We start from the raw sequence: 22,539 nt of genomic DNA, 5'->3' as shown, positions 1-22,539 counted from the left end.
ACAGGAGAAGTATCATGTTAGTTTGGCTAGCCGAGTATCTTACCCAATATTATTCTGGGTTTAACGTATTTTCTTACCTTACGTTGAGGGCGATTTTAGGCATTTTAACGGCCTTAATGATTTCGTTGTATTTTGGCCCTAAACTCATCGCTGCATTACAGCGCATGCAAATTGGTCAGACCGTGCGTGATGATGGCCCTGAATCGCACTTGTCCAAGTCGGGTACCCCAACTATGGGTGGACTGTTAATTCTTGCTGCGATCTTTACCAGTACGCTACTGTGGGGCGACCTTAGCAACAAATATGTATGGGTGACGTTATTTGTCATTGGCAGCTTAGGTATTGTTGGGTTCGTGGACGATTACCGCAAGGTGATCAGAAAAGACAGTAAAGGCCTAATCGCACGTTGGAAATACTTTTGGCAGTCGGTTATTGCGATCTCTACGGCGGCATTTTTGTACTTTACGTCTACCAGCGCTGCGGAAACCACGCTAGTCGTGCCATTTTTGAAAGATGTATTACCACAACTTGGTTTGTTCTATTTGGTCATGAGTTACTTTGTGATTGTGGGTACGTCAAACGCAGTTAACCTGACTGATGGTTTGGATGGTCTTGCCATTGTTCCGACCATTTTGGTTGCCTCAGCACTCGCGATTATTGCATACGTGACTGGTAACGCGAACTTCTCAAGCTACCTTCATATTCCTCATTTACCACTCACGAGTGAACTGGTTGTGGTATGTACGGCGATTGTCGGCGCAGGCCTTGGTTTCTTATGGTTTAACACCTATCCGGCACAAGTTTTTATGGGCGATGTGGGTTCATTGGCGTTGGGTGGTGCACTCGGGATCATCGCTATTTTAGTACGCCAAGAGTTAGTGCTGATCATTATGGGCGGTGTATTTGTGATGGAGGCATTATCCGTCATTTTACAGGTAGGGTCTTACAAACTCAGAGGTCAGCGGATCTTTAGAATGGCCCCTATTCACCATCATTACGAATTAAAAGGATGGCCTGAGCCACGCGTGATAGTCCGTTTTTGGATCATCTCGATTATCTTGGTTTTGGCCGGTCTTGCGACGTTGAAGATTAGATAATGACGTATATTGAGCAATTACAGAAAAAGCATGTCACGGTACTGGGACTTGGAGTCACAGGACAGGGGATTGTGCGTTTTCTGCTGTCGCACGGTATTAATCCAAAAGTGGTTGATAGTCGTCCAGTGCCTCCGGGCTCGGACTGGCTAAGTCACAACGCACCTGAATGTGAAGCGGTATTTGGCAATCTTGCTGATGCCGCTTTGGCGCAAACGGATCTGATTATCATCAGCCCAGGGATCCCGTTATTTGAACAGAGCGTTGCCACAGCCATTGCCGAAGGCGTTGAAGTCATAGGCGATATCGAGCTATTTGCACGCCTCAATACCCGTCCGGTGATTGCCGTCACGGGCTCTAATGGTAAGTCCACCGTCGTTACGCTTGCGACAGAAGTATTGAAAGCCGCGGGATTGAAAGTTGGGCTTGGCGGCAATATTGGTACGTCTGTGCTGTCGTTGTTAGAGCAGCCACATGATGTTTATGTACTCGAGCTGTCTAGTTTTCAGCTTGAAACCACGCATAGCTTGACTTGTTTGTCGGCAATGATCCTCAATATTACTGAAGATCACATGGATCGCTATCCTGATTTTCAAGCTTATATTGAAGCGAAGCAACGTATTTACCAACATGTTGAACATATTGTCTTTAATGCTGAAGATCATTATACCTTTGCGCAGCATGGGCAAGGCAGCAGTGTATCCCTCACTGAGGGGGATTATCACTTAATGACCTTTGACGGTGAGCCGCATTTTGCACACAAACAAACACCACTGCTAGCGGTAAAAACGTTGGCGATGGTGGGGCGACATAATCAATTTAACGCCTTGGCAGTATTGGCGTTATTAGCGCCGATGCAATTGCCTATGCAGGCATTTTCCAGCGCGTTTGCGAGTTTCACGGGGTTACCTCATCGTTGTCAGTTGGTTGCCGATGTTGCAGGGGTTCGTTACTTCAACGATTCAAAGGCAACGAATGTNCTCGACGGTCGCCGCTATTGATTCTTTGGCTTCAGGCCGCAAAAATATTATTTTGATCGTGGGTGGGGATGCGAAAGGCGCAGACCTTTCACCGCTTAAGACGCCACTCACTACGCATTGCAAAGCGCTATTTTGTTTCGGACAAGACGGCGCACAGTTTATGCCACTACTGCGCAATAGCCATCAGGTCAACAATCTGGAAGAAGCGGTATTGGCGGCAAAAACGATAGCGGCCAATGGTGATATTGTGTTACTAGCACCAGCCTGCGCCAGCATAGATATGTATCCAAACTATATGGCGCGTGGGGATGAGTTCGTCCGTTTAGTGGGGGAACATGCTTGATTAACGTCGCTGATATCAAAGAGGCGCTAACGCCTCGCCAGTCCGAGAGCTTATTTGACGTACCTTTGATGTACTGCATGCTCATGCTTATTGGAGTGGGATTTGTGATGGTGACAAGTGCTTCTATGCCGGTCGCCGAGCGACTATTTGATAATCCTTTTCACTTTACTATTCGCCACGTTATCTTTTTAGTGGGCTCGTTTATTCTCTTTTGGTTTGCGACGAGTGTGCCAATGACTTGGTGGAAACGCAGTAATCCATATTTACTGCTTTTTGGTTTGGTACTGTTAGTGGCGGTACTCATTATTGGTCGCGAAGTAAATGGTGCAAGACGCTGGATCCCGCTTGGTCCTTTTGGTTTGCAAGTTGCGGAGGCATCTAAGCTATTTTTCTTCAGCTACATTGCTGGCTATTTGGTACGTAAACGCGATGAAGTACAAGAAAACATCAAAGGCTTCGCCAAACCAATGATTGTATTTGCGGTGTATGCGTTCTTAATTTTGATGCAGCCGGATTTAGGCACTGTGGTAGTTATGTTTGTAACGACCGTTGGCCTGTTGTTTTTAGCCGGTGCAAGGCTTTGGCAGTTTTTTACCTTAATGCTTACCGGTGTCTCTTTGGTAGTACTGCTTATCATCATTGAGCCATATCGTATGAAGCGTGTCGTGGGCTTTTTAAACCCTTGGGAAGATCCGTTTGGTGCCGGTTATCAATTGGTACAATCACTAATGGCATACGGCCAAGGTGGCTGGTTTGGTCAAGGCCTAGGTAATAGCATACAAAAGCTACAGTATTTGCCGGAAGCACATAATGACTTTATTTTTGCTGTAATAGCGGAAGAGCTGGGCTTTATTGGTGTGTTTAGCATAATTATTGTACTCGGCGTATTGGTTACTCGAGCGCTCTTTATCGGGCAAAAGGCCCTTAAAGCAGGCAAAGAATACGAAGGGTATTTTGCCCTGGGCATTGGTATTTGGTTTGCCTTTCAGGCAGTCGTTAATATTGGCGCGAGCGCTGGTATTTTACCCACTAAAGGCTTAACGCTGCCGTTTGTTTCTTATGGTGGGTCGAGTCTTTGGGTGATGACAATTGCGGCAGGTATTTTACAGCGCATAGACTTTGAGACAAAAATGTCGACAAGACAGGCAACATCCCGTGGAGGTAGACGATGACTAAACGTCTTCTAGTGGTCGCGGGCGGTACAGGTGGACATATTTTTCCAGGTATTGCAGTGGCACAATTTTTACAAGCGCAGGCTTGGCAAGTGAGCTGGGTTGGCACTGCGGACAGAATGGAAGCCGACGTGGTGCCGCGTTACGGCTTTGAAATTGATTTCATTGCCATGAAAGGCGTCCGTGGTAATGGACTCAAACGATTACTAACCGCACCATTTATGGTTTTAAAAGCGGTACTTGCAGCAAAGCGTATTTTACAACAGCGTAAGCCTGATGTGGTGTTAGCTATGGGCGGTTATGTAACTGGCCCTGTAGGTGTTGCTGCGAAACTGCTTGGGATCCCTTTGGTGATCCATGAGCAAAATGCGGTTGCGGGTATGAGCAATAAGTTGCTGGCGAAAATTGCAAGTCGCGTATTGACTGGTTTTCCCGGCGCATTCAGTGAAAAGCTCGCGCAGGTTGTGGGGAATCCGGTACGTGCAAGTGTTGCTGAGATTAGCGATAAACCGGTTTCAGTGCCGTTAAATCTATTAATTGTCGGTGGTTCATTGGGAGCAAAAGCACTGAATGAAACCGTGCCAGAAGGACTTAAGTTACTAAAGCAACAGGTGGCCAGTATCGGATTAAATATTCGTCATCAAAGCGGTAAACATAACCAAGACGATACACAACAACGATATGAAAGTGCAGGCATTAATGCTGAGGTCAGCGAGTTCATTCATGATATGGATGCCGCATACGCTTGGGCTGACTTGGTTATTTGCCGCGCCGGTGCGCTTACCGTGAGTGAAATAGCCGCAGCTGGGAAAACGGCGATTTTTGTGCCTTTCCCACATGCCGTTGACGATCACCAGACGGCTAACGCGCAATTTTTAGTGTCGGCTGGGGCTGCTTATATATTACAGCAAACTGCACTGACGCCAGAAACACTAGCAACGACACTGCAGCCACTTGTTATTGAACCGCAAAAAATTGCGACGATGGCAGCAAAAGCGAGACAATGCGGTAAGTCGGAGGCAACAGCGAAAGTTGCCCAAATTTGTACAGAATTATCGAACTAGGATATTAAATGGAAGCTTCAAGCAGAAGAGCAATGCGACGTATCAACACCATCCACTTTATCGGGATTGGTGGTGCTGGTATGGGTGGGATTGCAGAAGTGCTGGCCTTTGAAGGTTACCGAATTACAGGCTCAGATATCGCCAAAAGTACGATGACAGAGCGATTAACAAATATGGGCGCCGAGATCTTTATCGGCCACCAAGCTGAAAATGTAAAAATGGCCGATGTGGTTGTGGTATCGAGTGCAATCAACGACCAAAACCCAGAGATCCAAGCGGCGAAAGCAAACCGTACGCCAATCGTTCGTCGCGCCGAAATGCTCGCCGAGTTGATGCGCTTTCGTCACGGGATTGCGGTAGCTGGAACACATGGTAAGACCACAACGACGAGCCTGATTGCGAGTATTTTTGCGCGGGCTGAGCTGGATCCAACCTTTATTATTGGTGGCTTGCTCAATAGTGCTGGTAGTAATGCCAAAGTGGGCAGCAGTGAATACCTTATCGCAGAAGCGGATGAAAGTGATGCATCGTTTTTGCATTTGCAGCCGATGGTGTCGGTGGTAACAAATATCGAAGAAGACCACATGGATACTTACGAGGGTGACTTCGAAAAAATGAAAGACACCTACATCGAGTTTATCCATAACTTACCATTTTATGGTCTGGCGGTGGTGTGTATTGATTCGCCAGTCGTGAGAGAATTATTGCCACGCTTTGCAAGGCCGACCATCACGTATGGTGAGGCTAACGATGCGGATTATCAGTTATTGGACTTCAAGCAAACACAAAGTGAATCACACTTTAAAGTCAGAACCAAAGACGGTGAGTTACTTGAAGTGAAGCTAAATATGCCGGGTAAGCACAACGCATTGAATGCGCTGGCATCTATTGCGGTTGCAAAAGATCACAATATTGAAAACGAAGCGATTTATCAGGCGTTAGCCAACTTTGAAGGTGTAGGACGTCGCTTCCAGCATTACGGCTCATTCAATAATGAAGTGGGTGAGGTGATGTTGGTTGATGATTATGGTCACCACCCGTCTGAAGTCGCGATGACGATAAAAGCTGCTAAGTCTGGTTGGCCTGAGAAGCGTTTGGTTATGATTTATCAGCCACATCGCTATAGTCGAACACGCGATTTATATGAAGATTTCGTAAAAGTGCTTTGCGATGTTGATAAACTACTGCTGTTAGATGTATATAGTGCCGGTGAAGCGCCCATCGTTGGTGCGGATAGTAAAAGTTTGTGTCGTAGTCTCCGCCAACGTGGCGTTGAGCCGATCCATATTAGTGACCATGGTGAATTGGCGAAAGTGTTGGCAAGCACCATGGCAGATGGTGATTTAGTGTTGACGCAAGGGGCCGGCAATATAGGTCAAATCGTGAAGCAGTTAGCCGCTACCGGGCTATCGATAGCGCAGTTAAAACAGAGTGAATTATGAGTAGTCAGTTTGGAAAAGTAGCCGTATTACTTGGCGGTAGTTCAGCAGAGCGAGAGGTGTCGCTAAAATCCGGCAATGCAGTGTTAAATGCCTTCGTTAGTCAAGGTGTAGATGCGATTGCTTTTGATCCAGCAGAACGTAATTTATGGCAACTGAAAGACCTAGGTGTGGATCGCGTATTCATTGCACTACATGGCCGTGGCGGTGAAGATGGCACTATTCAAGGTGCGCTTGAGTTTATGGGGATACCATACACAGGGAGCGGTGTACTTGGTAGTGCGCTTGCAATGGATAAAGTCCGCTGTAAGCATTTATTTCAGTCTGCCAAGTTAAGTACGGCACCTTATGCTGTCGTGAGCAAAGAGACGGGTTTTGATGCTAAGGCGCTAATCGCTGAGTTTGGCAAAGTCATGGTAAAGCCAAGTCATGAAGGCTCAAGCATAGGTATGGCTCAGGCAGACAGCGAAGAAACCTTGACTGCGGCATTAAATAATGCCTTTAAGTTTGACGATCAAGTGCTCGTTGAACAATGGATCACTGGGCGTGAGTTTACCGTGTCTATGCTTGGTAAAGAGGCATTGCCTGTTATTGAAATGCGTACGCCTCGTGGTTTTTACGATTATGAAGCGAAATACCAAGTTAATAGTACAGAGTATTATTGTCCGGCGGATATTAGCGCTGCACACACTGATCAATTACAAGTGATGGCAAAGCATGCTTTTGAATTGGTTGGTGCCACTGGCTGGGGACGCGTTGACGCTATGCAAGATGAGCAAGGTCATTTCTATCTACTTGAGGTAAATACCGTACCTGGTATGACCGAAAAGTCTTTAGTGCCGATGGCAGCAAAAGCGGTGGGTGTAAGTTTTGAGCAATTAGTTGTTCGCATTTTGGAGCAAACGCTTTAATATGCGAGCATTTTTAGCAGGGTTGAAGCTGATCAGTTCAAGAGTGAACTGGCCCCTTTTCTGGGGACTTAGCTTCTTCTTTGTGGTGATTTTTACATTGGTAAGAGGAACATACTGGGTAAGTGATTGGTTAGTTGCACATCATGATGCGCAAATAAAAACACTCAAAGTACTCGGTAAACCACATTACACCAATGAAGATGACATTGTGGCGGCAATTAAAACCGCAGATTTAAATAGTTTTTTTGAGCTTGATGTAAAAGCAGTCCACAAGGCAGTAAAGTCTTTGCCTTGGATTGCGACAGTGTCAGTCAGAAAACAATGGCCGGATACGCTGCAAGTCTATGTAGTAGAACATAAGCCGGTTGCGCATTGGAATAGCGATTCATTACTCAATGATGATGGCGAAGTATTCCAAGCGAGTAGTAACAAATTGCCGCAAGGGCTGCCTGAATTATACGGCCCTGAAGGAAGTGCTGAAGAAGCATGGCAAACATTTAAGCAGTTTAAAGCTTTGTTGGCGGTAAATCAGTTTACGTTGGAAAGTTTAGCGCTTTCAGAACGATTTGCTTGGCAGCTATGGCTGGACAATGGGATCCGCTTAAATTTAGGGCGTGAAGATAAAGCCAAACGAGTACAACGTTTTATTGACGTGTATCCACGTATGGAACGCCCTGAAGGTAAAGTAATCGATGTCATTGATTTACGCTACGACACGGGACTGGCAGTGAGTTGGAAAGAACCTACTGAGCAGCAAGAACAACAAAATAACAAGAGTGAAGCATGACAAAGTCGGCAGAAAGAAACTTAGTGATTGGATTGGATGTTGGCACATCAAAGGTCGTCGCCACAGTTGGGGAGATCACTGTGGACAATCAACTTAGTATTGTCGGTGTCGGACGCCAAGAGTCTCACGGCATGGATAAGGGCGGGGTAAACGATTTAGACCTCGTTTCTGAGTCTATTAAACGCGCTGTAGATGAAGCAGAGCTAATGGCTGATTGCAGAATAAGCTCGGTTTATTTGGGGATCTCAGGTAAACATATTCAGTGTCAAAACGAAAGTGGCGTGGTGGCAATAAACAATGCTGAAGTTACAGACGATGATATTGCCAATGTTATTCACATTGCACGTTCTGTACCTATGTCTGCCGAACGCAAAATGCTGCACTCATTGCCGCAAGAATATAGCATCGACATGCAAGAGGGGATCAAAAACCCTCTGGGTATGAGTGGCGTAAGGATGGAAGCGAAAGCACATATCATTACGTGCTCGAATGACATGGCAAAGAATATTGAAAAGTGTGTTGAGCGCTGTGGTTTACAGGTAGACCAATTAACGTTTAACGCTTTGGCGTCATGTTACTCGGTGTTGACCGAAGATGAAAAAGAGCTTGGTGTTGCGGTATTAGATATCGGTGGTGGCACCATGGATATTGCGATTTATGTGAATGGAGCGTTGCGTCATACTGCCGTGATCCCGGTTGCGGGCAATCAGGTCACAGGCGATATAGCAAAAATATTTAGAACACCTATTTCGCATGCCGAGTCTCTGAAAGTACAATATGCCTTCGCGTCGAGCCAAATGGCATCAAGTGAAGAAACCATCGAAGTACCAAGTGTTGGTGGGCGTCCAGCTCGGGTAATGTCTCGTCATACTTTGTCTGAAGTGGTAGAGCCAAGATTTAGAGAACTGTTTGAGCTTGCACAAGAAGAATTACGTCGCTCAGGTTTTGAAGATCAAATTGCGGCAGGTCTTGTTATCACAGGCGGTAGCGCCAAGATGCAAGGTGCACAAGAAGTCGCAGAAGATATATTCCAAATGCCAGTAAGAATAGGGAAACCAATTGGCATTAAGGGATTAACAGATTATGTGGATGACCCTGCATATGCAACGGCGGTAGGTTTGTTACAATACGGCCGTTCACTACAATCGATGAATGCACAGAAGTCGAAAGTAGATGCAGAGGGGAGTTGGTGGAACCGTGTTACAAAATGGTTCCAAGGCGAGTTTTAATACTCAAGTCGGAGAGTGAAGATGTTTGATATTATGGAACAGCACAGCGAAGAAGCTGTCATTAAAGTCATCGGTGTCGGTGGCGGCGGCGGTAACGCTGTAGAACACATGGTAAACCAAGAAATTGAAGGCGTACGTTTTATCGTAGCGAACACTGACGCACAAGCGTTACGTCGTTCGTCAGCGGATATTACTGTACAGCTAGGTACTCAAATTACTTCAGGTCTTGGGGCCGGCGCAAACCCAGAAGTGGGCCGCAGCGCAGCAGAAGAAGATTTAGAAACCATCAAGAGCAGCCTTGAAGGCGCAGACATGGTATTTATCGCAGCCGGTATGGGCGGCGGTACAGGTACCGGTGCCGCACCTGTAGTTGCTCGCGCAGCAAAAGAACTTGGTATTTTGACTGTGGCTGTAGTAACGCGTCCTTTCGATCTTGAAGGTAAAAAGCGCATGGCTGCGGCTGAGCAAGGTATTGCTGAGTTGTCAGAAATTGTAGATTCACTTATTACAATTCCAAACAACAAATTGCTTAAAGTTCTTGGTAAAGGGACTACACTGCTAGATGCCTTCGCTAAAGCAAATGATGTGCTTTATGGCGCGGTACAAGGTATTGCAGAGCTTATCACACGCTCAGGTCTAATCAACGTTGACTTTGCGGATGTGAGAACCGTGATGTCAGCAATGGGTACTGCAATGATGGGGACGGCTTCGGCAACAGGTCCTGATCGTGCACAAGAAGCAGCGGAAGCCGCGATTTCTAGCCCGCTTTTAGAAGATGTTGATCTAACTGGCGCGAAAGGTATTTTGGTTAATATCACCGCGGGTATGGACATTACTATCGAAGAGTTTGAGGTCGTTGGTAACCACGTTAAAGCGCTAGCGTCTGAGAACGCGACTGTGGTAGTAGGTGCTGTTATTGACCCTGAAATGAGCGAAGAGCTAAGAGTGACGGTGGTTGCTACAGGCTTAGGTGGTGACCGTCGCCCACAATTTGGTATTGTAGACAATAGCTTTAGACAAGCTTCTGGCTCGGATGCGGTAGGTGGCACACAAACTAGCTCACAAACGAGCATGTATGTGCCAAGCTTTACGCAACCACAAACGTCAGCGCCAGAACCTGAGCAACCAGCTGAAGCACCACAAGTGCAAGAACAGAAGCCACAACAAACGACTAGTTCAACAAGCGCGAAAGGCAACGACAGTAAAGAAAAAGGTGACTACTTCGATATTCCGGCTTTTTTACGTAAGCAGTCAGACTAAAGTTGGTATAAAAAATAAACAAAGATTGGCAGTTTGGTGGAACTATGTTATACTCCGCCGCCTATCTAGAATTTAAGTGGGCGAATATATGATTAAACAACGTACGATTGCACAAGTCGTTAAAGCCACAGGTGTAGGTTTACACAAAGGTGAAAAGGTCACGATCACTCTCCGACCAGCTGGTGTGAATACAGGTGTTGTATTTCGCCGCGTTGATCTAGACCCTGTTGTTGATTTTGAAACAACACCGGAAGCTGTGGGCGACACGCAACTGTGTACGTGTTTAACAAATAAAGACGGCGTTCGCTTGTCTACTACCGAGCATTTGATTGCCGCGGTAGCTGCACTTGGGATTGATAACCTCATCGTAGAGCTAGACAGCGCCGAAGTGCCTATTATGGATGGCAGTGCATTGCCATTCATCTACTTAATTCAAAAAGGCGGTATTGAAGAGCAAAACGCTGCCAAGCGCTTTATTCGCATCAAAGAAAAAGTGCGTGTTGAAGATGGTGACAAGTGGGCTGAAATTGAGCCTTACGATGGTTTCCACATCGACTTTGAAATCGACTTCAATCACCCTGCGATCAATGCTAGCCGCCAACGTATTGGATTAGACATTACCGCTCAAAGCTTTACTGAAGAGATCAGTCGTGCTCGTACTTTTGGTTTTATGCGTGATATCGAGTATATGCATGCAAACAATCTGGCCCTAGGTGGCAGCATGGATAATGCGGTTGTTTTAGACCAGTTTAAAGTATTAAATCCAGATGGCCTGCGCTATGCGGATGAGTTTGTTAAACACAAGATCTTAGACTGCGTGGGTGATATGTTTATGGCAGGTCACAACATTTTAGGTAAGATCTCATGCTATAAATCAGGCCACGGCCTAAACAATATGTTGCTTCGTGAAATCATGGCAACTGAGTCAGCATGGGAGTGGGCAACATTCGAAGAGCCAGTCAGTATGCCAGCGCCAGGAATGGAAGCGGGTATCAATACCGCAACGGCATAAGACTTTTAAGCTAATACAGTTTGATAAAAAAATGACGCTAAGGCGTCATTTTTTTTGCGTTGTGTTTGCGTGTTTAGCGAGTCTTTCTAGTTTCGCCTTAAGCGATGGTGGAGCGGATTGCGCCAGCGCTAGCAAATGCTCGCCAGTGGCTTGGCTCATACTGCGATTGGCTTGATAGGTCGAAGATTGGGACTCCACCTTGTTGGTGAGGCGCTGTTGAGCTTCTGGGTTAGTGGTAATTTTAACCAATGCACAGTCATGTAATCCAACTTTTCTAAATGCACTGAGAATATCCATTTTCAAAAAGTTTAACCGAGTAGCAAGCGTTGCTGAAGCCGCCTCTATTGTCAGTGTCCCTTCTTTGTAGTGAGCGACACGGCATTTCTTACTCAAAATAGGGCCTAGCGTGTCTTCCAAGCAGCTCTGTAACTGTGCCGCTTGGGCGCTTTTTTGGCCATATTGATTGAGTTTATCTGACCACCCACCCATCACTTCATCAAGTGGTTTTGGATTGTAGCGATTTTTAGCCAATGACTTACTTCCCATAGGTTGAAAAATAAAAAATAACCGCCATATTGGGATAATACGGAGCCAACTTACTCCGTACTGGTGGTTTCTCAGTCTTCTAAGTATATCAGAGACAAATTTTTGAGAAATCCAAAAGTACCAACATTTGTTGTCAAAAGCGCTTAGTTTTGTACTCGAATAACTGAGTCGAGTTAGGTGCCAACTAAACTTTATCACTTGCAACGGTACGCTTACGCCCAACAGTAAAGATTTCTTGCAATTGAACTTGGTATTATTTACCCAATAAGGTTTGCAGAAACAAAGAGTCTGGTATGATAGGGCATAATTTTAACTCGGCAAGATACAAAATGCTCACTCCTAAATTGGCAAAATGAAAACCGTAATTTAGGAACGCTTTTGTCGCCAACAGGACAAGCGCGACCCAGTCTTAACAACATAGGTTTAGAGAGATGGGTCAGCCAATACACAGAGTGAAACGGTTTAAACATGTTAGCAAATATTTTTACCAAAATTTTTGGTAGTCGTAATGATCGCACCATCAAAAACCTAAGAAAAACAGTCGCTTTAATCAATGCTTTAGAAGAACAATACGGCAAATTAAGCGATGAGGAACTAAAAGCAAAAACGGCTGAATTTAAACAGCGTATTGAGCAAGGTTCAGCTCTAGATGACTTATTACCAGAGGCGTTCGCTACGGTGCGTGAAGCATCTAAGCGCGTATTTGGAATGCGTCATTTCGATGTGCAAATGATCGGTGGTATGGTGCTTCACCAAGGTCGTATTTCAGAAATGAGAACGGGTGAAGGTAAAACACTAACAGCAACATTGCCGGCGTATTTGAATGCGGTTTCAGGCAAGGGTGTTCACGTTATTACCGTCAACGACTACTTAGCTAAGCGTGATGCTGAGACCAACCGTCCACTCTTTGAATTCCTAGGCCTTACTGTAGGTTGTAATGTACCAGGCATGATGCCACAGCAGAAAAAGCAAGCCTATGCTGCGGATATCACTTACGGCACCAATAACGAGTTCGGCTTCGATTACTTGCGCGATAACATGGCGTTTAGTGTTGAAGAACGTGTACAACGTCCACTTAACTATGCGGTTGTGGATGAAGTGGATTCAATCCTAATCGATGAAGCGCGTACACCACTGATCATTTCTGGTCCTGCTGAAGATAGCTCTGAGCTTTATGCCGAAATCAATAAAATTGTGCCTGATCTTGTACAGCAAGAAAAAGAAGACGAAGAAGGCGTGGAAGGCGATGGCGATTTCACCATTGATGAAAAAGGTAAACAAGTTCACCTTACCGAGCGTGGTCAAATCAAAGTTGAAGAGTTACTGACTGAACGTGGTTTGATTGAAGAGGGTGACTCGCTTTACTCGGCAGGTAATATTTCACTACTCAGCCATGTTTACGCAGCACTTCGTGCTCACAAGCTATATCAAAAAGACGTTGATTACGTTGTAAAAGATAACGAAGTTATCATCGTTGATGAGCACACTGGCCGTACGATGGAAGGACGTCGTTGGTCTGAGGGTCTTCACCAAGCCGTTGAAGCGAAAGAAGGGGTTCGTATTCAGAACGAAAACCAAACCTTGGCTTCAATCACATTCCAGAATTACTTCCGTTTATATAACAAGCTTGCGGGTATGACAGGTACAGCGGACACTGAAGCGTTCGAGTTCCAGTCAATCTATGGCCTAGATACGGTAGTTATCCCAACCAATAAACCTATGGTGCGTGACGATCGTGCGGATCTGGTATATTTGACGCAAGAAGAGAAATTTGAAGCAATTCTTGAAGACATTCGTTCTTGCCAAGAACGTGGCCAGCCTGTGTTGGTAGGTACAGTGTCTATCGAAAGTTCTGAGTATCTTTCTCACTTCCTTCGCAAAGAAAAAATTGAGCATAACGTACTGAATGCGAAATTCCACGCGCAAGAAGCGGATATTATCGCGGATGCGGGCCTACCGGGCAAAGTAACGATTGCGACGAATATGGCTGGTCGTGGTACGGATATCGTACTGGGTGGCAGCTGGCAGTCGGATGTTGAAAAATTAGAAAACCCATCAGAAGAACAGGTAGCAGAAATTAAAGCCGCTTGGAAAGCGCGCCATGATGCAGTACTGGCTTCTGGTGGTTTACATATTATTGGTACTGAGCGTCATGAATCTCGCCGTATCGACAACCAGTTGCGTGGTCGTGCAGGTCGTCAAGGTGATGCTGGTTCAAGCCGTTTCTACCTATCGATGGATGACGCATTGATGCGTATCTTCGCAGGTGAGCGTATGACTAACATGATGCGCAAACTAGGTATGCAACGTGGTGAAGCCATTGAACACCCATGGGTTAATCGTGCCATTGAAAACGCACAGCGAAAAGTAGAAGCGCGTAACTTTGATATTCGTAAACAATTACTTGAATACGATGACGTTGCTAACGACCAGCGTAAAGTGGTTTACGAGCAACGTAATGAACTACTTGAAGAAGGCGATATCTCAGAGACGATCACCGCTATTCGTGAAGATGTATTGAATGCGACTATTGATCAGTATATTCCACCGCAAAGTCTAGCGGAAATGTGGGATATCCCAGCACTTGAAGAACGCTTGAAAAATGACTTCCATGTTGAGCTTCCGATTGCTAAATGGCTTGAAGAAGACAGCAAGCTATATGAAGAAATGCTCCGCGATCGTATCGTAGAGGACGTTGATAAGGCGTACAAGCAAAAAGAAGAGATGGTAGGCCCTGACGTGCTACGTCACTTCGAAAAAGCAGTTATGTTACAAAGCCTAGATCAGCATTGGAAAGATCACTTAGCGGCAATGGATCATCTTCGCCAAGGTATTCATCTACGTGGTTATGCGCAGAAGAATCCGAAGCAAGAATATAAGCGTGAGTCGTTTGAGTTATTTTCACAAATGCTTGAAAACTTGAAGATTGACGTTGTTGGCGTACTAAGTAAAGTTCAGGTGCGCGCTGAGGAAGATGTTGAGAAGGTTGAAGAACAACATCGTAAGAGTGAGCAAGCACCGCGTGAATATCAACACGAAGAAGTTGAGCGCGTGGGCGGTGAAACGCCTGAGGGGGCGGTTGTTGCCGAGCGCACTGAACCAAAGGTTGGTCGCAATGAGCCTTGTCCTTGCCAATCAGGTAAGAAGTTTAAGCAGTGTTGCGGAAAACTAAAATAACAGCATAACTAGGGCCGTTGACCTTTGCTGTTTTGAAAGATAAACGGACCCTAAATCTAAATTGGTATAAAAAGCGACGCTAAGTCGCTTTTTTTATGGAGTAAATGATGCAAAAAAAACGTGTTGAAGTCGCAGTTGGTGTTATTGAAAAGGCGCAGCAAATCTTTGTATGTTTAAGAGGTGAAGATCAACACCAAGGTGGGCTTTGGGAGTTCCCCGGTGGAAAAGTGGAAGCGGGTGAAGATGTCTTTTCGGCTTTGAAACGTGAGCTGCAAGAAGAGGTGGGCATTGAGATCTATAACTCATCTGAGCTAATGCGCATTGAGCATGACTATGCTGATAAGGCGGTATGCTTATACATTCATCACGTTGAGGACTTTTCAGGTGAAGCTCATGGCGCAGAAGGGCAGCCTTCTAAATGGGTTGCGGTTGAGCAGTTACATGAGCTCGCGTTTCCTGAGGCCAATAGAGCAATCGTTGAGTTACTACAAGCACGCTAATATTAGTGACAAACTTTGTTACTAAATTCCAAAATCAGGACGTAGTCATTCGTCAGGTGCAGCGGTAGACTATCGGATGGCTATTTATAAGCGAAACTCTATCAGGGGAATAAAATGAAAAAACTATCTCTGACTGCTGCAAGTGTTGCACTTGCATTGGGATTGATTGGTTGTAGTGAACAACCGCAAACACAACAACAAAAGCCAGCGGAACAAGCCGAAGCACAAAAGGCGGTTTTGAACTCTGGTATCGAATTAGAAAACATTGATAAATCAGTGCGCCCACAAGATGATTTTTACTATCACGTCAATGGTCATTGGTTAGAAAAAACCAAAATCCCGGCAGATAAATCAAATTATGGTTCTTTCTCGCAGCTTTATGATGAATCGCAAAAAGCACTCCGCAAAGTATTGGAAGATGCTGCAAACAACGCATCTGCAAAAGCGGGTAGTGATGAGCAAAAGTTGGGTGCGTTTTATCAAAGTTATATGGATGAAGGGGCGAGAAATGAGTTGGGCTTAAACCCAGTTAAGCCTTACTTGGATGAAGTTCAAGCACTGAAGAGTAAGTCAGAGCTGCCATCTATCTTTGCTAAAATGCGTTTAACGGGCGCAAGCACACCATTTGGTTGGTACGTTAATAATGATGCCAAGAATTCAAGTGAAAACGCGCTTTATATGTTCCAATCAGGCCTTGGCTTACCTGATCGTGACTACTACTTAAAAGAGGATGAAAAATTCACCCAGATCCGCGAGCAGTATCGACTCTACATTGAGCAATTACTAGCAAAAGCGGGTCATAAAAATCCAGGTCAAGCTGCGTTCAATATTATTGAGTTAGAAAAGCAAATTGCCGAGGCACAGTGGACACGTGTTGAAAGCCGCGATGCGACTAAAACATATAACAAGCTCAGCCAAGCCGCATTTAATGAGTTAATGCCTAACTTTGATACGTCTGCGTTTTTAACCGCACTTGGTATTAAAACGAATTCACTTATTGTGAGCCAACCTAGCTTCTTTGAAGCGCTATCAAAAATCATTGCAGATTCAAAGCTAGAGACATGGCAAGACTATTTAACTTTCCACTTTACCAATGACTATGCTGAGTTACTAAGTAAAGATGTAGTTGACCTTAAATTTGGCTTCTTTGGTAAAACATTGACGGGTGTAGAAGAACAAGCGCCAACGTGGAAAAAAGCGGTAGATGCAAGTAATTCTGTGCTAGGTGAAATGTTAGGCAAGATTTACGTAAAGTCTTATTTCCCACCAGAAGCGAAAGCGCGTATGGAAGAGTTGGTTGCCAACCTTATTAAAGGGTTTGATCAGGCAATTGATGGCCTAGAATGGATGAGTGCTGAAACAAAAGTAGCAGCAAAAGAAAAGCTCAATAAGTTCACGCCTAAAATAGGCTATCCTGACAAATGGAAAGATTACTCAGCACTTGAGATAAGTCCTGATGATCTAGTCGGTAACTATGTACGCTATAGCCAATTTGCTAATCAGGAAATGATCGATAAATTAGGCAAACCTGTGGACCGTGGTGAGTGGTTCATGACACCGCAAACCGTAAACGCTTACTATAACCCTGTGAATAACGAGATTGTATTCCCTGCTGCGATTTTACAGCCGCCATTCTTTAACCTAGAAGCGGATGATGCTGTAAACTACGGTGCAATCGGTGCGGTTATCGGTCACGAGTTAGGTCACGGCTTTGACGACCAAGGTGCGAAGTACGATGGTGATGGTAACTTACGTAATTGGTGGAGTGAGTCTGACCTTTCACAATTCGAAGCACGTAGCCAAAAGCTGGTTGAGCAGTTTAATGGTTTTAAACCATTTGAAGATGCGGGCGTAAATGGTCAACTGACATTGGGTGAAAATATAGGTGATTTAGGCGGGTTAACTGTCGCTTATAAAGCGTACCAAATTTCACTAGGCGATCAAAAAGCGCCGGTTATTGACGGTTACACTGGAGAGCAGCGCTTCTTTATGGGCTGGTCACAAATTTGGCGTCGCAAATACCGCGATGAAGAGCTGCGTAATCGTCTGATGACAGATCCGCATTCACCAAGTCATTATCGAGTGATTGGTGTATTGCCGAATATGCCAGAGTTCTATGAGGCATTTGATGTGAAAGAAGGCGATAAGATGTATCTTAAACCAGAAGACAGAGTGAAAATCTGGTAATTTCACATTTTGAATNGGCGGCGTTATTGCATTCATGCAGTAAATCCGCCGCTTTTCTACGACTCTCAATTACGATCCTCTGAAGCTTCCACAAGATATCAAACTCAATTCAGCACTTTCTGCAAGCACTCGCTATTTCCGAGGTCTAGTTCATCGCTATTTGATGGTATTTACAGCCAAATCAGAGTAGCTTCATTTTGTCTAACACAAGGATATGAAAAAATAATGATAGCGCTGTCATTTTAACTTTTATATGATGTTTAGGAACAATAAGTGATTAAATGATGTTCATTTTGAATTGAACATGAAGACTGGGAGCAAAAGATGAGAATAAAAACGACTTTGCTTGGGGCGATAATTGCTGGGTGCTCGTTCTATACACACGCATCATTTACGCAGCAGCAGTTAGCGCAGTTTGCAAGTGACACGCATTTTGAATTTGCGGTAGAAAATAACTTCAGCAATGGTGCCGGCGGCTTTAGCGGTGCTATTACACTGACTAACAATTCAAAAGTTGATCTACCAAAAGGACAAAGCGATTGGCAAATCTATTTGCACTCAGTTCGTCATATCTCAACGGAAACAGCTGAAGGTCTGCGCTTTGAGCATATTAATGGCGACCTTCATCGTATAACCCCTACCGATTTGTTTGCCGGCTTAAAAGCCGGTGAAAAGCTCAAGTTGGCTTTTGATGGTTCGGCTTGGGTTGCTGCATACAGTGATTTTATGCCGCGTGCCTTTATTGTCTCAGGTAAAAATAAACCGGTCATTTTTGCAAATACTGATACAGAAGACATGACACAGTTCGTTGCGCCATTTGAGCGTGAGAACCAACTGAAAAGATACAATACACCTACCGATTACACACAGATAGCAAATGCAACACTGCGTTTTGAACGTAATCAAAGCAATGTTTCGGTCTCAAAAGAAGATGCGCTAAGACGTATCATTCCAAAGCCTGAGCACATCGACTTTAATCGTGGCGAAATCACCCTTAACAAAAACTGGCAGATCCGCTTTGCCGGACGCTTGAAGTCAGAAGTCGCCGTATTTCAAGAAGACTTATCAGAGTATGGGCTGGATTTAAAAGCTGAAGCTAATCATGTACCAGAAGGAAATATTCCGACAATCCGCCTTAAAGTTGCGAAAAGTCTAGGGCGCGATTATGACTACAGCCAAGCTGGGTCATATACATTGGATATTGATGATGATGTGATTGAAATCACGGGCATTGATAACGCAGGTGTATTTTACGGTATTCAAAGTTTGCTTGCGCTATTTCCAGCCGATAGTAAAAATGAAATTACCTTATCTCATGTAGAGATCAAAGACTCTCCGCGTTTTAGCTGGCGTGGCATGCATTACGACAATGCCCGTAACTATCATGGCAAAGATGCGTTATTTAAATTAATTGAACAGATGGCGCGTTATAAGTTAAATAAGTTTCATTGGCACTTTTCAGATGATGAAGGTTGGCGTTTGGAGATCCCTGGGCTCCCTGAGTTGACGGAAGTTGGCGCATTCCGTTGTTTTGATTTACAAGAGCGTGAGTGCTTACTGACTCAGTTGGGCACAGGTCCTTTCAAAACGGGAAGTGGAAATGGTTATCTGTCTCGCGAGGACTTTGTCGAGTTACTTAAATTTGCCACCGCGCGTCATATCGAGATCATTCCAGAAATCGAAAGCCCTGGGCATGCTCGTGCTGCGATCAAGTCGATGGAAGCGCGTTATCACAAATTGATGGAAGCAGGTAAAGCGCAAGAGGCCAAAGCCTATCTTCTGAACGATATTGATGACACCTCAAAATATTTAACGGTGCAACTCTATACGGATAACTCTATTAATGTGTGCTTGGACTCAAGCTATGCCTTTATGGAGAAGGTGGTATATGAGCTGCAGGAAATGTATCGTGATGCTGGTACCATGCTAACGACAGTCCATTTCGGTGGCGATGAGGTTGGAAAGGGCTCATGGACTGAGTCACCAGCATGTAATGATCTATTTGCGGTAGCCGACAACGGAGTGGCTGGACCTAATGATTTAAAACCATACTTTACACAAAAAGTGGCAAAACTGCTTGCTAAGCGTGGGATCACTCCAGCCGCTTGGGAAGATGGTTTAATGTATAACACCACGACGACCTTTAAACGTGATGAATTTCCAAATCCACAGTTTTTGGTAAATACTTGGGATAACATTTGGGAGTGGGGCGTTGCAGACAGAGCCCACCGTTTTGCAAACAACAATTACCAAGTTATTTTGTCTCACGGTACACATTTGTACTTTGATCACCCTTACGAAGCGCACCCTGAAGAGCGCGGCTATTATTGGGCAACTCGTTACACGGATACGAAAAAAGCATTTTCGTATATGCCAGATAATATTTATGCGAATGCGGACTTCACGCGAAACCGTGAGCCTATTGTGAATCTAGAAGCCTTAGTTGGTCGAGAGTTGCCCGCGCTTAAAAGACCGCAAAATATCCTTGGTATGCAAGGGCAAATATGGAGTGAGACCATTCGCTCGGAAGACCAAGTGTTACGATTAATTTTCCCTCGTTTGCTTTCGCTTGCGGAGCGCGCTTGGCATAAAGCGGATTGGGAAGGGCGTCGTATTAACCAAAAAGAGTTAAACAAGGACTTCTCAACCTTTGCAGCAGCCCTGTCTTTAAAAGAGATTGCAAAATTGCAAAACGATGGCATTAAGCCAAACCTTCCGGTTCCCGGTGCCAAGGTGGTGTTGGGTAAACTTGAAGCGAATAGTGCTTTCCCTTATCTTGCAATTGAAGTGAGCTTAGACAATGGTGAATCTTGGCAGCCTTATACTGATCAGATGAGTATCTCAGATGAAAGTAAGGTATTGTTGAGAACGCGAGCCGGAGAAAAAAATACGAGCCGTGTCACAGGGTTGAAATAAACCCTCGTATTCAGTTTATCGCAAAAAAGGGCTATGGCCCTTTTTTGGTGATAATTTTGCTCAAATTCTAACTGGTAATGAAATAGATTTTAACGTAAAGTTAAATGTCAGCGCTGTCATTTTTCTTGATCTATGCCAAATTGAGCACATAAAGCGCAAAAATAATAATCCAAATTAACTTTGTACATTGCTGAGTTTGCTTCAAAACTTCAATGTACCCCTAGCAACAAGAAGAGTTTTATGGAAGCGACAGTGGATAAAGAACAACTCGCCAAACAAAGCGTCTGGCTACCTATGACACTCGCAGGGTCAATGTTTTTCATATTGGGCTGCATTACTTGGTTAAATGGGGCTATTACGCCATTTTTACAACAGATGTTGGAGCTATCACCGCTCCAAGCTTCATTTATCATTTCTTCTTTCTATATTGCAGTGACGATCGCGGGTATCCCATCTGCGATGCTGATCAAAAAAGTCGGTTACAAAAATGGTATGGCTATCGGTTGCGCGATTATGGCTTTATCTGCATTGATGTATATTCCGGCTGCAAAAATGCAAATGATCGAAATCTTCCTATTTGCTCAATTAATGATAGGTGTTGGTCAAACTGTGCTACAAACCGCTGTAAATCCATATGTGGTAAAAATGGGCTCTGAAGAATCAGCGGCTGTCCGCGTATGTATTATGGGTTTACTCAATAAATCTGCGGGTGTAATCGTACCTATCGTATTTGCAGCTGTTGTAGTCAGCGGCGTAGTAAATGAAGGTGAAGCACTATCACAAGTTCAAAAGGACGCGATGGCAAACAGCTTGATTGCTCCATATATGAGTATCGCAGGTTTAATCTTCTTATTTGCTTTATTTGCAAAAGTGTCACCTCTCCCAGATCTTGTATTTGAAGAAGAAAGCTCAACAGGCAAGGGTGAAGTAAAAGAAGCGCTTAGTCACCCTCACTTAGCATTAGGCGTCATTGGTATTGCGCTATATGTTGCAGTGGAAGTTATTGCAGCAGATACGATTGGTTCATATGCATTGCAGCTGGGGATTGCTGATTACTCTGTGATGACCTCATATACCATGGGCTGTATGTTAATCGGTTATGCGATCGGAATCGCGACTATTCCACGCTTTATGTCACAGCAAACTGCGCTTGTGATGTCAGCTATTGCAGGTATAGTCACTGTTTTTGCTGTTGTTTTAGGCAGCAATGAGTCATACTTCCTATCGAATATACTATTGATACCTTTTGGTGGACCTCACTTGCCAGATCCGCTATTGTGTATTGCATTGTTGGGTTTTGCTAATGCCATGGTATGGCCTGCAATTTGGCCTTTAGCACTTGATGGCTTAGGGCGCTTAACAGGCACTGCATCAGGCCTACTTATTATGGGTATTGCCGGTGGTGCACTTGGACCATTGCTTATCGGTTTAGGTAATGTTGCTGGACTAGGTGCTCAAGGTGCGTACAGCTTAATGCTACCTAGCTACTTATTCATTCTCTTCTATGCATTGAAGGGTCATAAAATGAGAAGCTGGAAGTAATACAGAATTTCTATGTATGTAGAAATAATCCCGTGTGTAATGCCACCTGAATAAGGTGGCATTTTTTTTATGTCTTCCTTTACCTATAGGGCCAGCTTGATGCTGGGATCTTTTTCGCGATATAAAATCGCTGCTACGTTGGTGTTTGGTGCTTATTGTTTGGTGTTTGCCGTGTAGGAGCTGCTTTATGCAGCGAGGGTTGCATTCTTACGTCGCGATATAAAATCGCTGCTACGCAGATGTGTGGTGTTTGGTGCTTATTGTTTGGTGTTTGCCGTGTAGGAGCTGCTTTATGCTGAGAGGGTTGCTTTCTTACGTCGCGATATAAAATCGCTGCTACGCAGATGTGTGGTGTTTGGTGCTTATTGTTTGGTGTTTGC

16 protein-coding genes and 1 pseudogene are annotated in these 22,539 nt (G+C 44.7%); 15 read left to right on the top strand and 2 right to left on the bottom strand.

The annotated features are described in order from the left end of the window. Window positions 1-14: 14 nt before the first annotated feature. From mraY to lpxC, 10 genes and pseudogenes are all read left to right on the top strand, one after another. Window positions 15-1,097 (top strand): phospho-N-acetylmuramoyl-pentapeptide-transferase, encoded by a 1,083-nt coding sequence (gene mraY, locus CKO50_RS03070; protein WP_010368649.1) that lies wholly within the window; start codon window positions 15-17, stop codon window positions 1,095-1,097. Further along, a pseudogene (gene murD, locus CKO50_RS03065) lies at window positions 1,097-2,417 on the top strand (UDP-N-acetylmuramoyl-L-alanine--D-glutamate ligase). The gene mraY and the pseudogene murD overlap by 1 nt, the downstream one beginning before the upstream one ends. Continuing rightward, window positions 2,414-3,589, top strand: a complete 1,176-nt coding sequence (gene ftsW, locus CKO50_RS03060) for a cell division protein FtsW (protein WP_010368646.1) — start codon at window positions 2,414-2,416, stop codon at window positions 3,587-3,589. Before murD ends, ftsW begins: the two are co-directional and overlap by 4 nt. Further along, window positions 3,586-4,653 (top strand): undecaprenyldiphospho-muramoylpentapeptide beta-N-acetylglucosaminyltransferase, encoded by a 1,068-nt coding sequence (gene murG / locus CKO50_RS03055; RefSeq protein ID WP_095726956.1) that lies wholly within the window; start codon window positions 3,586-3,588, stop codon window positions 4,651-4,653. The genes ftsW and murG overlap by 4 nt, the downstream gene beginning before the upstream one ends. 8 nt (window positions 4,654-4,661) lie before the next feature. Further along, the gene (gene murC, locus CKO50_RS03050; protein WP_095726955.1) at window positions 4,662-6,095 is read left to right on the top strand and encodes a UDP-N-acetylmuramate--L-alanine ligase; all 1,434 of its coding nucleotides are present in this window, start codon (window positions 4,662-4,664) and stop codon (window positions 6,093-6,095) included. Beyond that, a complete protein-coding gene (locus tag CKO50_RS03045; protein ID WP_095726954.1) occupies window positions 6,092-7,003 on the top strand; it encodes a D-alanine--D-alanine ligase in 912 nt (303 codons plus the stop codon). The genes murC and CKO50_RS03045 overlap by 4 nt, the downstream gene beginning before the upstream one ends. A gap of 1 nt (window position 7,004) precedes the next feature. After that, complete coding sequence (locus CKO50_RS03040) at window positions 7,005-7,790, top strand: cell division protein FtsQ/DivIB (protein WP_095726953.1); 786 nt, start codon at window positions 7,005-7,007, stop codon at window positions 7,788-7,790. Next, window positions 7,787-9,019 carry a cell division protein FtsA gene (gene ftsA / locus CKO50_RS03035; RefSeq protein ID WP_010605798.1) on the top strand — a complete coding sequence of 411 codons (1,233 nt, stop codon included), beginning with the start codon at window positions 7,787-7,789 and terminating at the stop codon, window positions 9,017-9,019. Before CKO50_RS03040 ends, ftsA begins: the two co-directional genes overlap by 4 nt. Before the next feature lie 21 nt (window positions 9,020-9,040). Continuing rightward, window positions 9,041-10,279, top strand: a complete 1,239-nt coding sequence (gene ftsZ / locus CKO50_RS03030) for a cell division protein FtsZ (protein WP_095726952.1) — start codon at window positions 9,041-9,043, stop codon at window positions 10,277-10,279. An 88-nt stretch (window positions 10,280-10,367) separates the two neighbouring features. Beyond that, complete coding sequence (gene lpxC, locus CKO50_RS03025) at window positions 10,368-11,291, top strand: UDP-3-O-acyl-N-acetylglucosamine deacetylase (RefSeq protein ID WP_010368639.1); 924 nt, start codon at window positions 10,368-10,370, stop codon at window positions 11,289-11,291. A gap of 45 nt (window positions 11,292-11,336) precedes the next feature. Here lpxC and CKO50_RS03020 read toward each other — a convergent pair whose 3' ends face one another. Then, entirely contained in the window at window positions 11,337-11,822 is a 486-nt protein-coding gene (locus CKO50_RS03020; RefSeq protein WP_010368638.1) for a DUF721 domain-containing protein, read from the bottom strand. Between the two features lie 483 nt (window positions 11,823-12,305). On the opposite strand from CKO50_RS03020, the gene secA reads away from it, so the two are divergent. From secA to nagP, 5 genes are all read left to right on the top strand, one after another. After that, the gene (gene secA / locus CKO50_RS03015; protein WP_095726951.1) at window positions 12,306-15,014 is read left to right on the top strand and encodes a preprotein translocase subunit SecA; all 2,709 of its coding nucleotides are present in this window, start codon (window positions 12,306-12,308) and stop codon (window positions 15,012-15,014) included. A gap of 107 nt (window positions 15,015-15,121) precedes the next feature. Next, window positions 15,122-15,514: an 8-oxo-dGTP diphosphatase MutT gene (gene mutT / locus CKO50_RS03010; protein ID WP_095726950.1), complete on the top strand. Its 393-nt coding sequence runs from the start codon at window positions 15,122-15,124 to the stop codon at window positions 15,512-15,514. A gap of 114 nt (window positions 15,515-15,628) precedes the next feature. Then, the gene (locus tag CKO50_RS03005; protein ID WP_095726949.1) at window positions 15,629-17,701 is read left to right on the top strand and encodes a M13 family metallopeptidase; all 2,073 of its coding nucleotides are present in this window, start codon (window positions 15,629-15,631) and stop codon (window positions 17,699-17,701) included. Between the two features lie 324 nt (window positions 17,702-18,025). Further along, on the top strand, window positions 18,026-20,617 hold the full coding sequence (locus tag CKO50_RS03000) for a family 20 glycosylhydrolase (protein WP_095726948.1): 2,592 nt from the start codon (window positions 18,026-18,028) through the stop codon (window positions 20,615-20,617). A gap of 240 nt (window positions 20,618-20,857) precedes the next feature. Next, window positions 20,858-22,159: an N-acetylglucosamine MFS transporter NagP gene (gene nagP, locus CKO50_RS02995; protein WP_010605791.1), complete on the top strand. Its 1,302-nt coding sequence runs from the start codon at window positions 20,858-20,860 to the stop codon at window positions 22,157-22,159. Between the two features lie 133 nt (window positions 22,160-22,292). On the opposite strand, the gene CKO50_RS24225 is transcribed toward nagP, so the two are convergent. Next, the coding region (locus tag CKO50_RS24225; RefSeq protein WP_217989642.1) for a hypothetical protein at window positions 22,293-22,539 on the bottom strand (247 nt) is incomplete at its 5' end.

This window comes from Pseudoalteromonas sp. HM-SA03 (genome assembly GCF_002289345.1).
Lineage (GTDB): Bacteria > Pseudomonadota > Gammaproteobacteria > Enterobacterales > Alteromonadaceae > Pseudoalteromonas.
This window is presented reverse-complemented; position numbering and strand designations above follow the sequence as displayed.

Coding starts and splice junctions, on each gene's coding strand:
- CKO50_RS03045 (WP_095726954.1), top strand. CDS start 6,092: ATGAGTAGTCAGTTTGGAAAAGTAGCCGTATTACTTGGCGGTAGTTCA.
- lpxC (WP_010368639.1), top strand. CDS start 10,368: ATGATTAAACAACGTACGATTGCACAAGTCGTTAAAGCCACAGGTGTA.
- ftsA (WP_010605798.1), top strand. CDS start 7,787: ATGACAAAGTCGGCAGAAAGAAACTTAGTGATTGGATTGGATGTTGGC.
- murC (WP_095726955.1), top strand. CDS start 4,662: ATGGAAGCTTCAAGCAGAAGAGCAATGCGACGTATCAACACCATCCAC.
- ftsZ (WP_095726952.1), top strand. CDS start 9,041: ATGTTTGATATTATGGAACAGCACAGCGAAGAAGCTGTCATTAAAGTC.
- murG (WP_095726956.1), top strand. CDS start 3,586: ATGACTAAACGTCTTCTAGTGGTCGCGGGCGGTACAGGTGGACATATT.
- CKO50_RS03005 (WP_095726949.1), top strand. CDS start 15,629: ATGAAAAAACTATCTCTGACTGCTGCAAGTGTTGCACTTGCATTGGGA.
- mutT (WP_095726950.1), top strand. CDS start 15,122: ATGCAAAAAAAACGTGTTGAAGTCGCAGTTGGTGTTATTGAAAAGGCG.
- CKO50_RS03040 (WP_095726953.1), top strand. CDS start 7,005: ATGCGAGCATTTTTAGCAGGGTTGAAGCTGATCAGTTCAAGAGTGAAC.
- mraY (WP_010368649.1), top strand. CDS start 15: ATGTTAGTTTGGCTAGCCGAGTATCTTACCCAATATTATTCTGGGTTT.
- CKO50_RS03000 (WP_095726948.1), top strand. CDS start 18,026: ATGAGAATAAAAACGACTTTGCTTGGGGCGATAATTGCTGGGTGCTCG.
- nagP (WP_010605791.1), top strand. CDS start 20,858: ATGGAAGCGACAGTGGATAAAGAACAACTCGCCAAACAAAGCGTCTGG.
- secA (WP_095726951.1), top strand. CDS start 12,306: ATGTTAGCAAATATTTTTACCAAAATTTTTGGTAGTCGTAATGATCGC.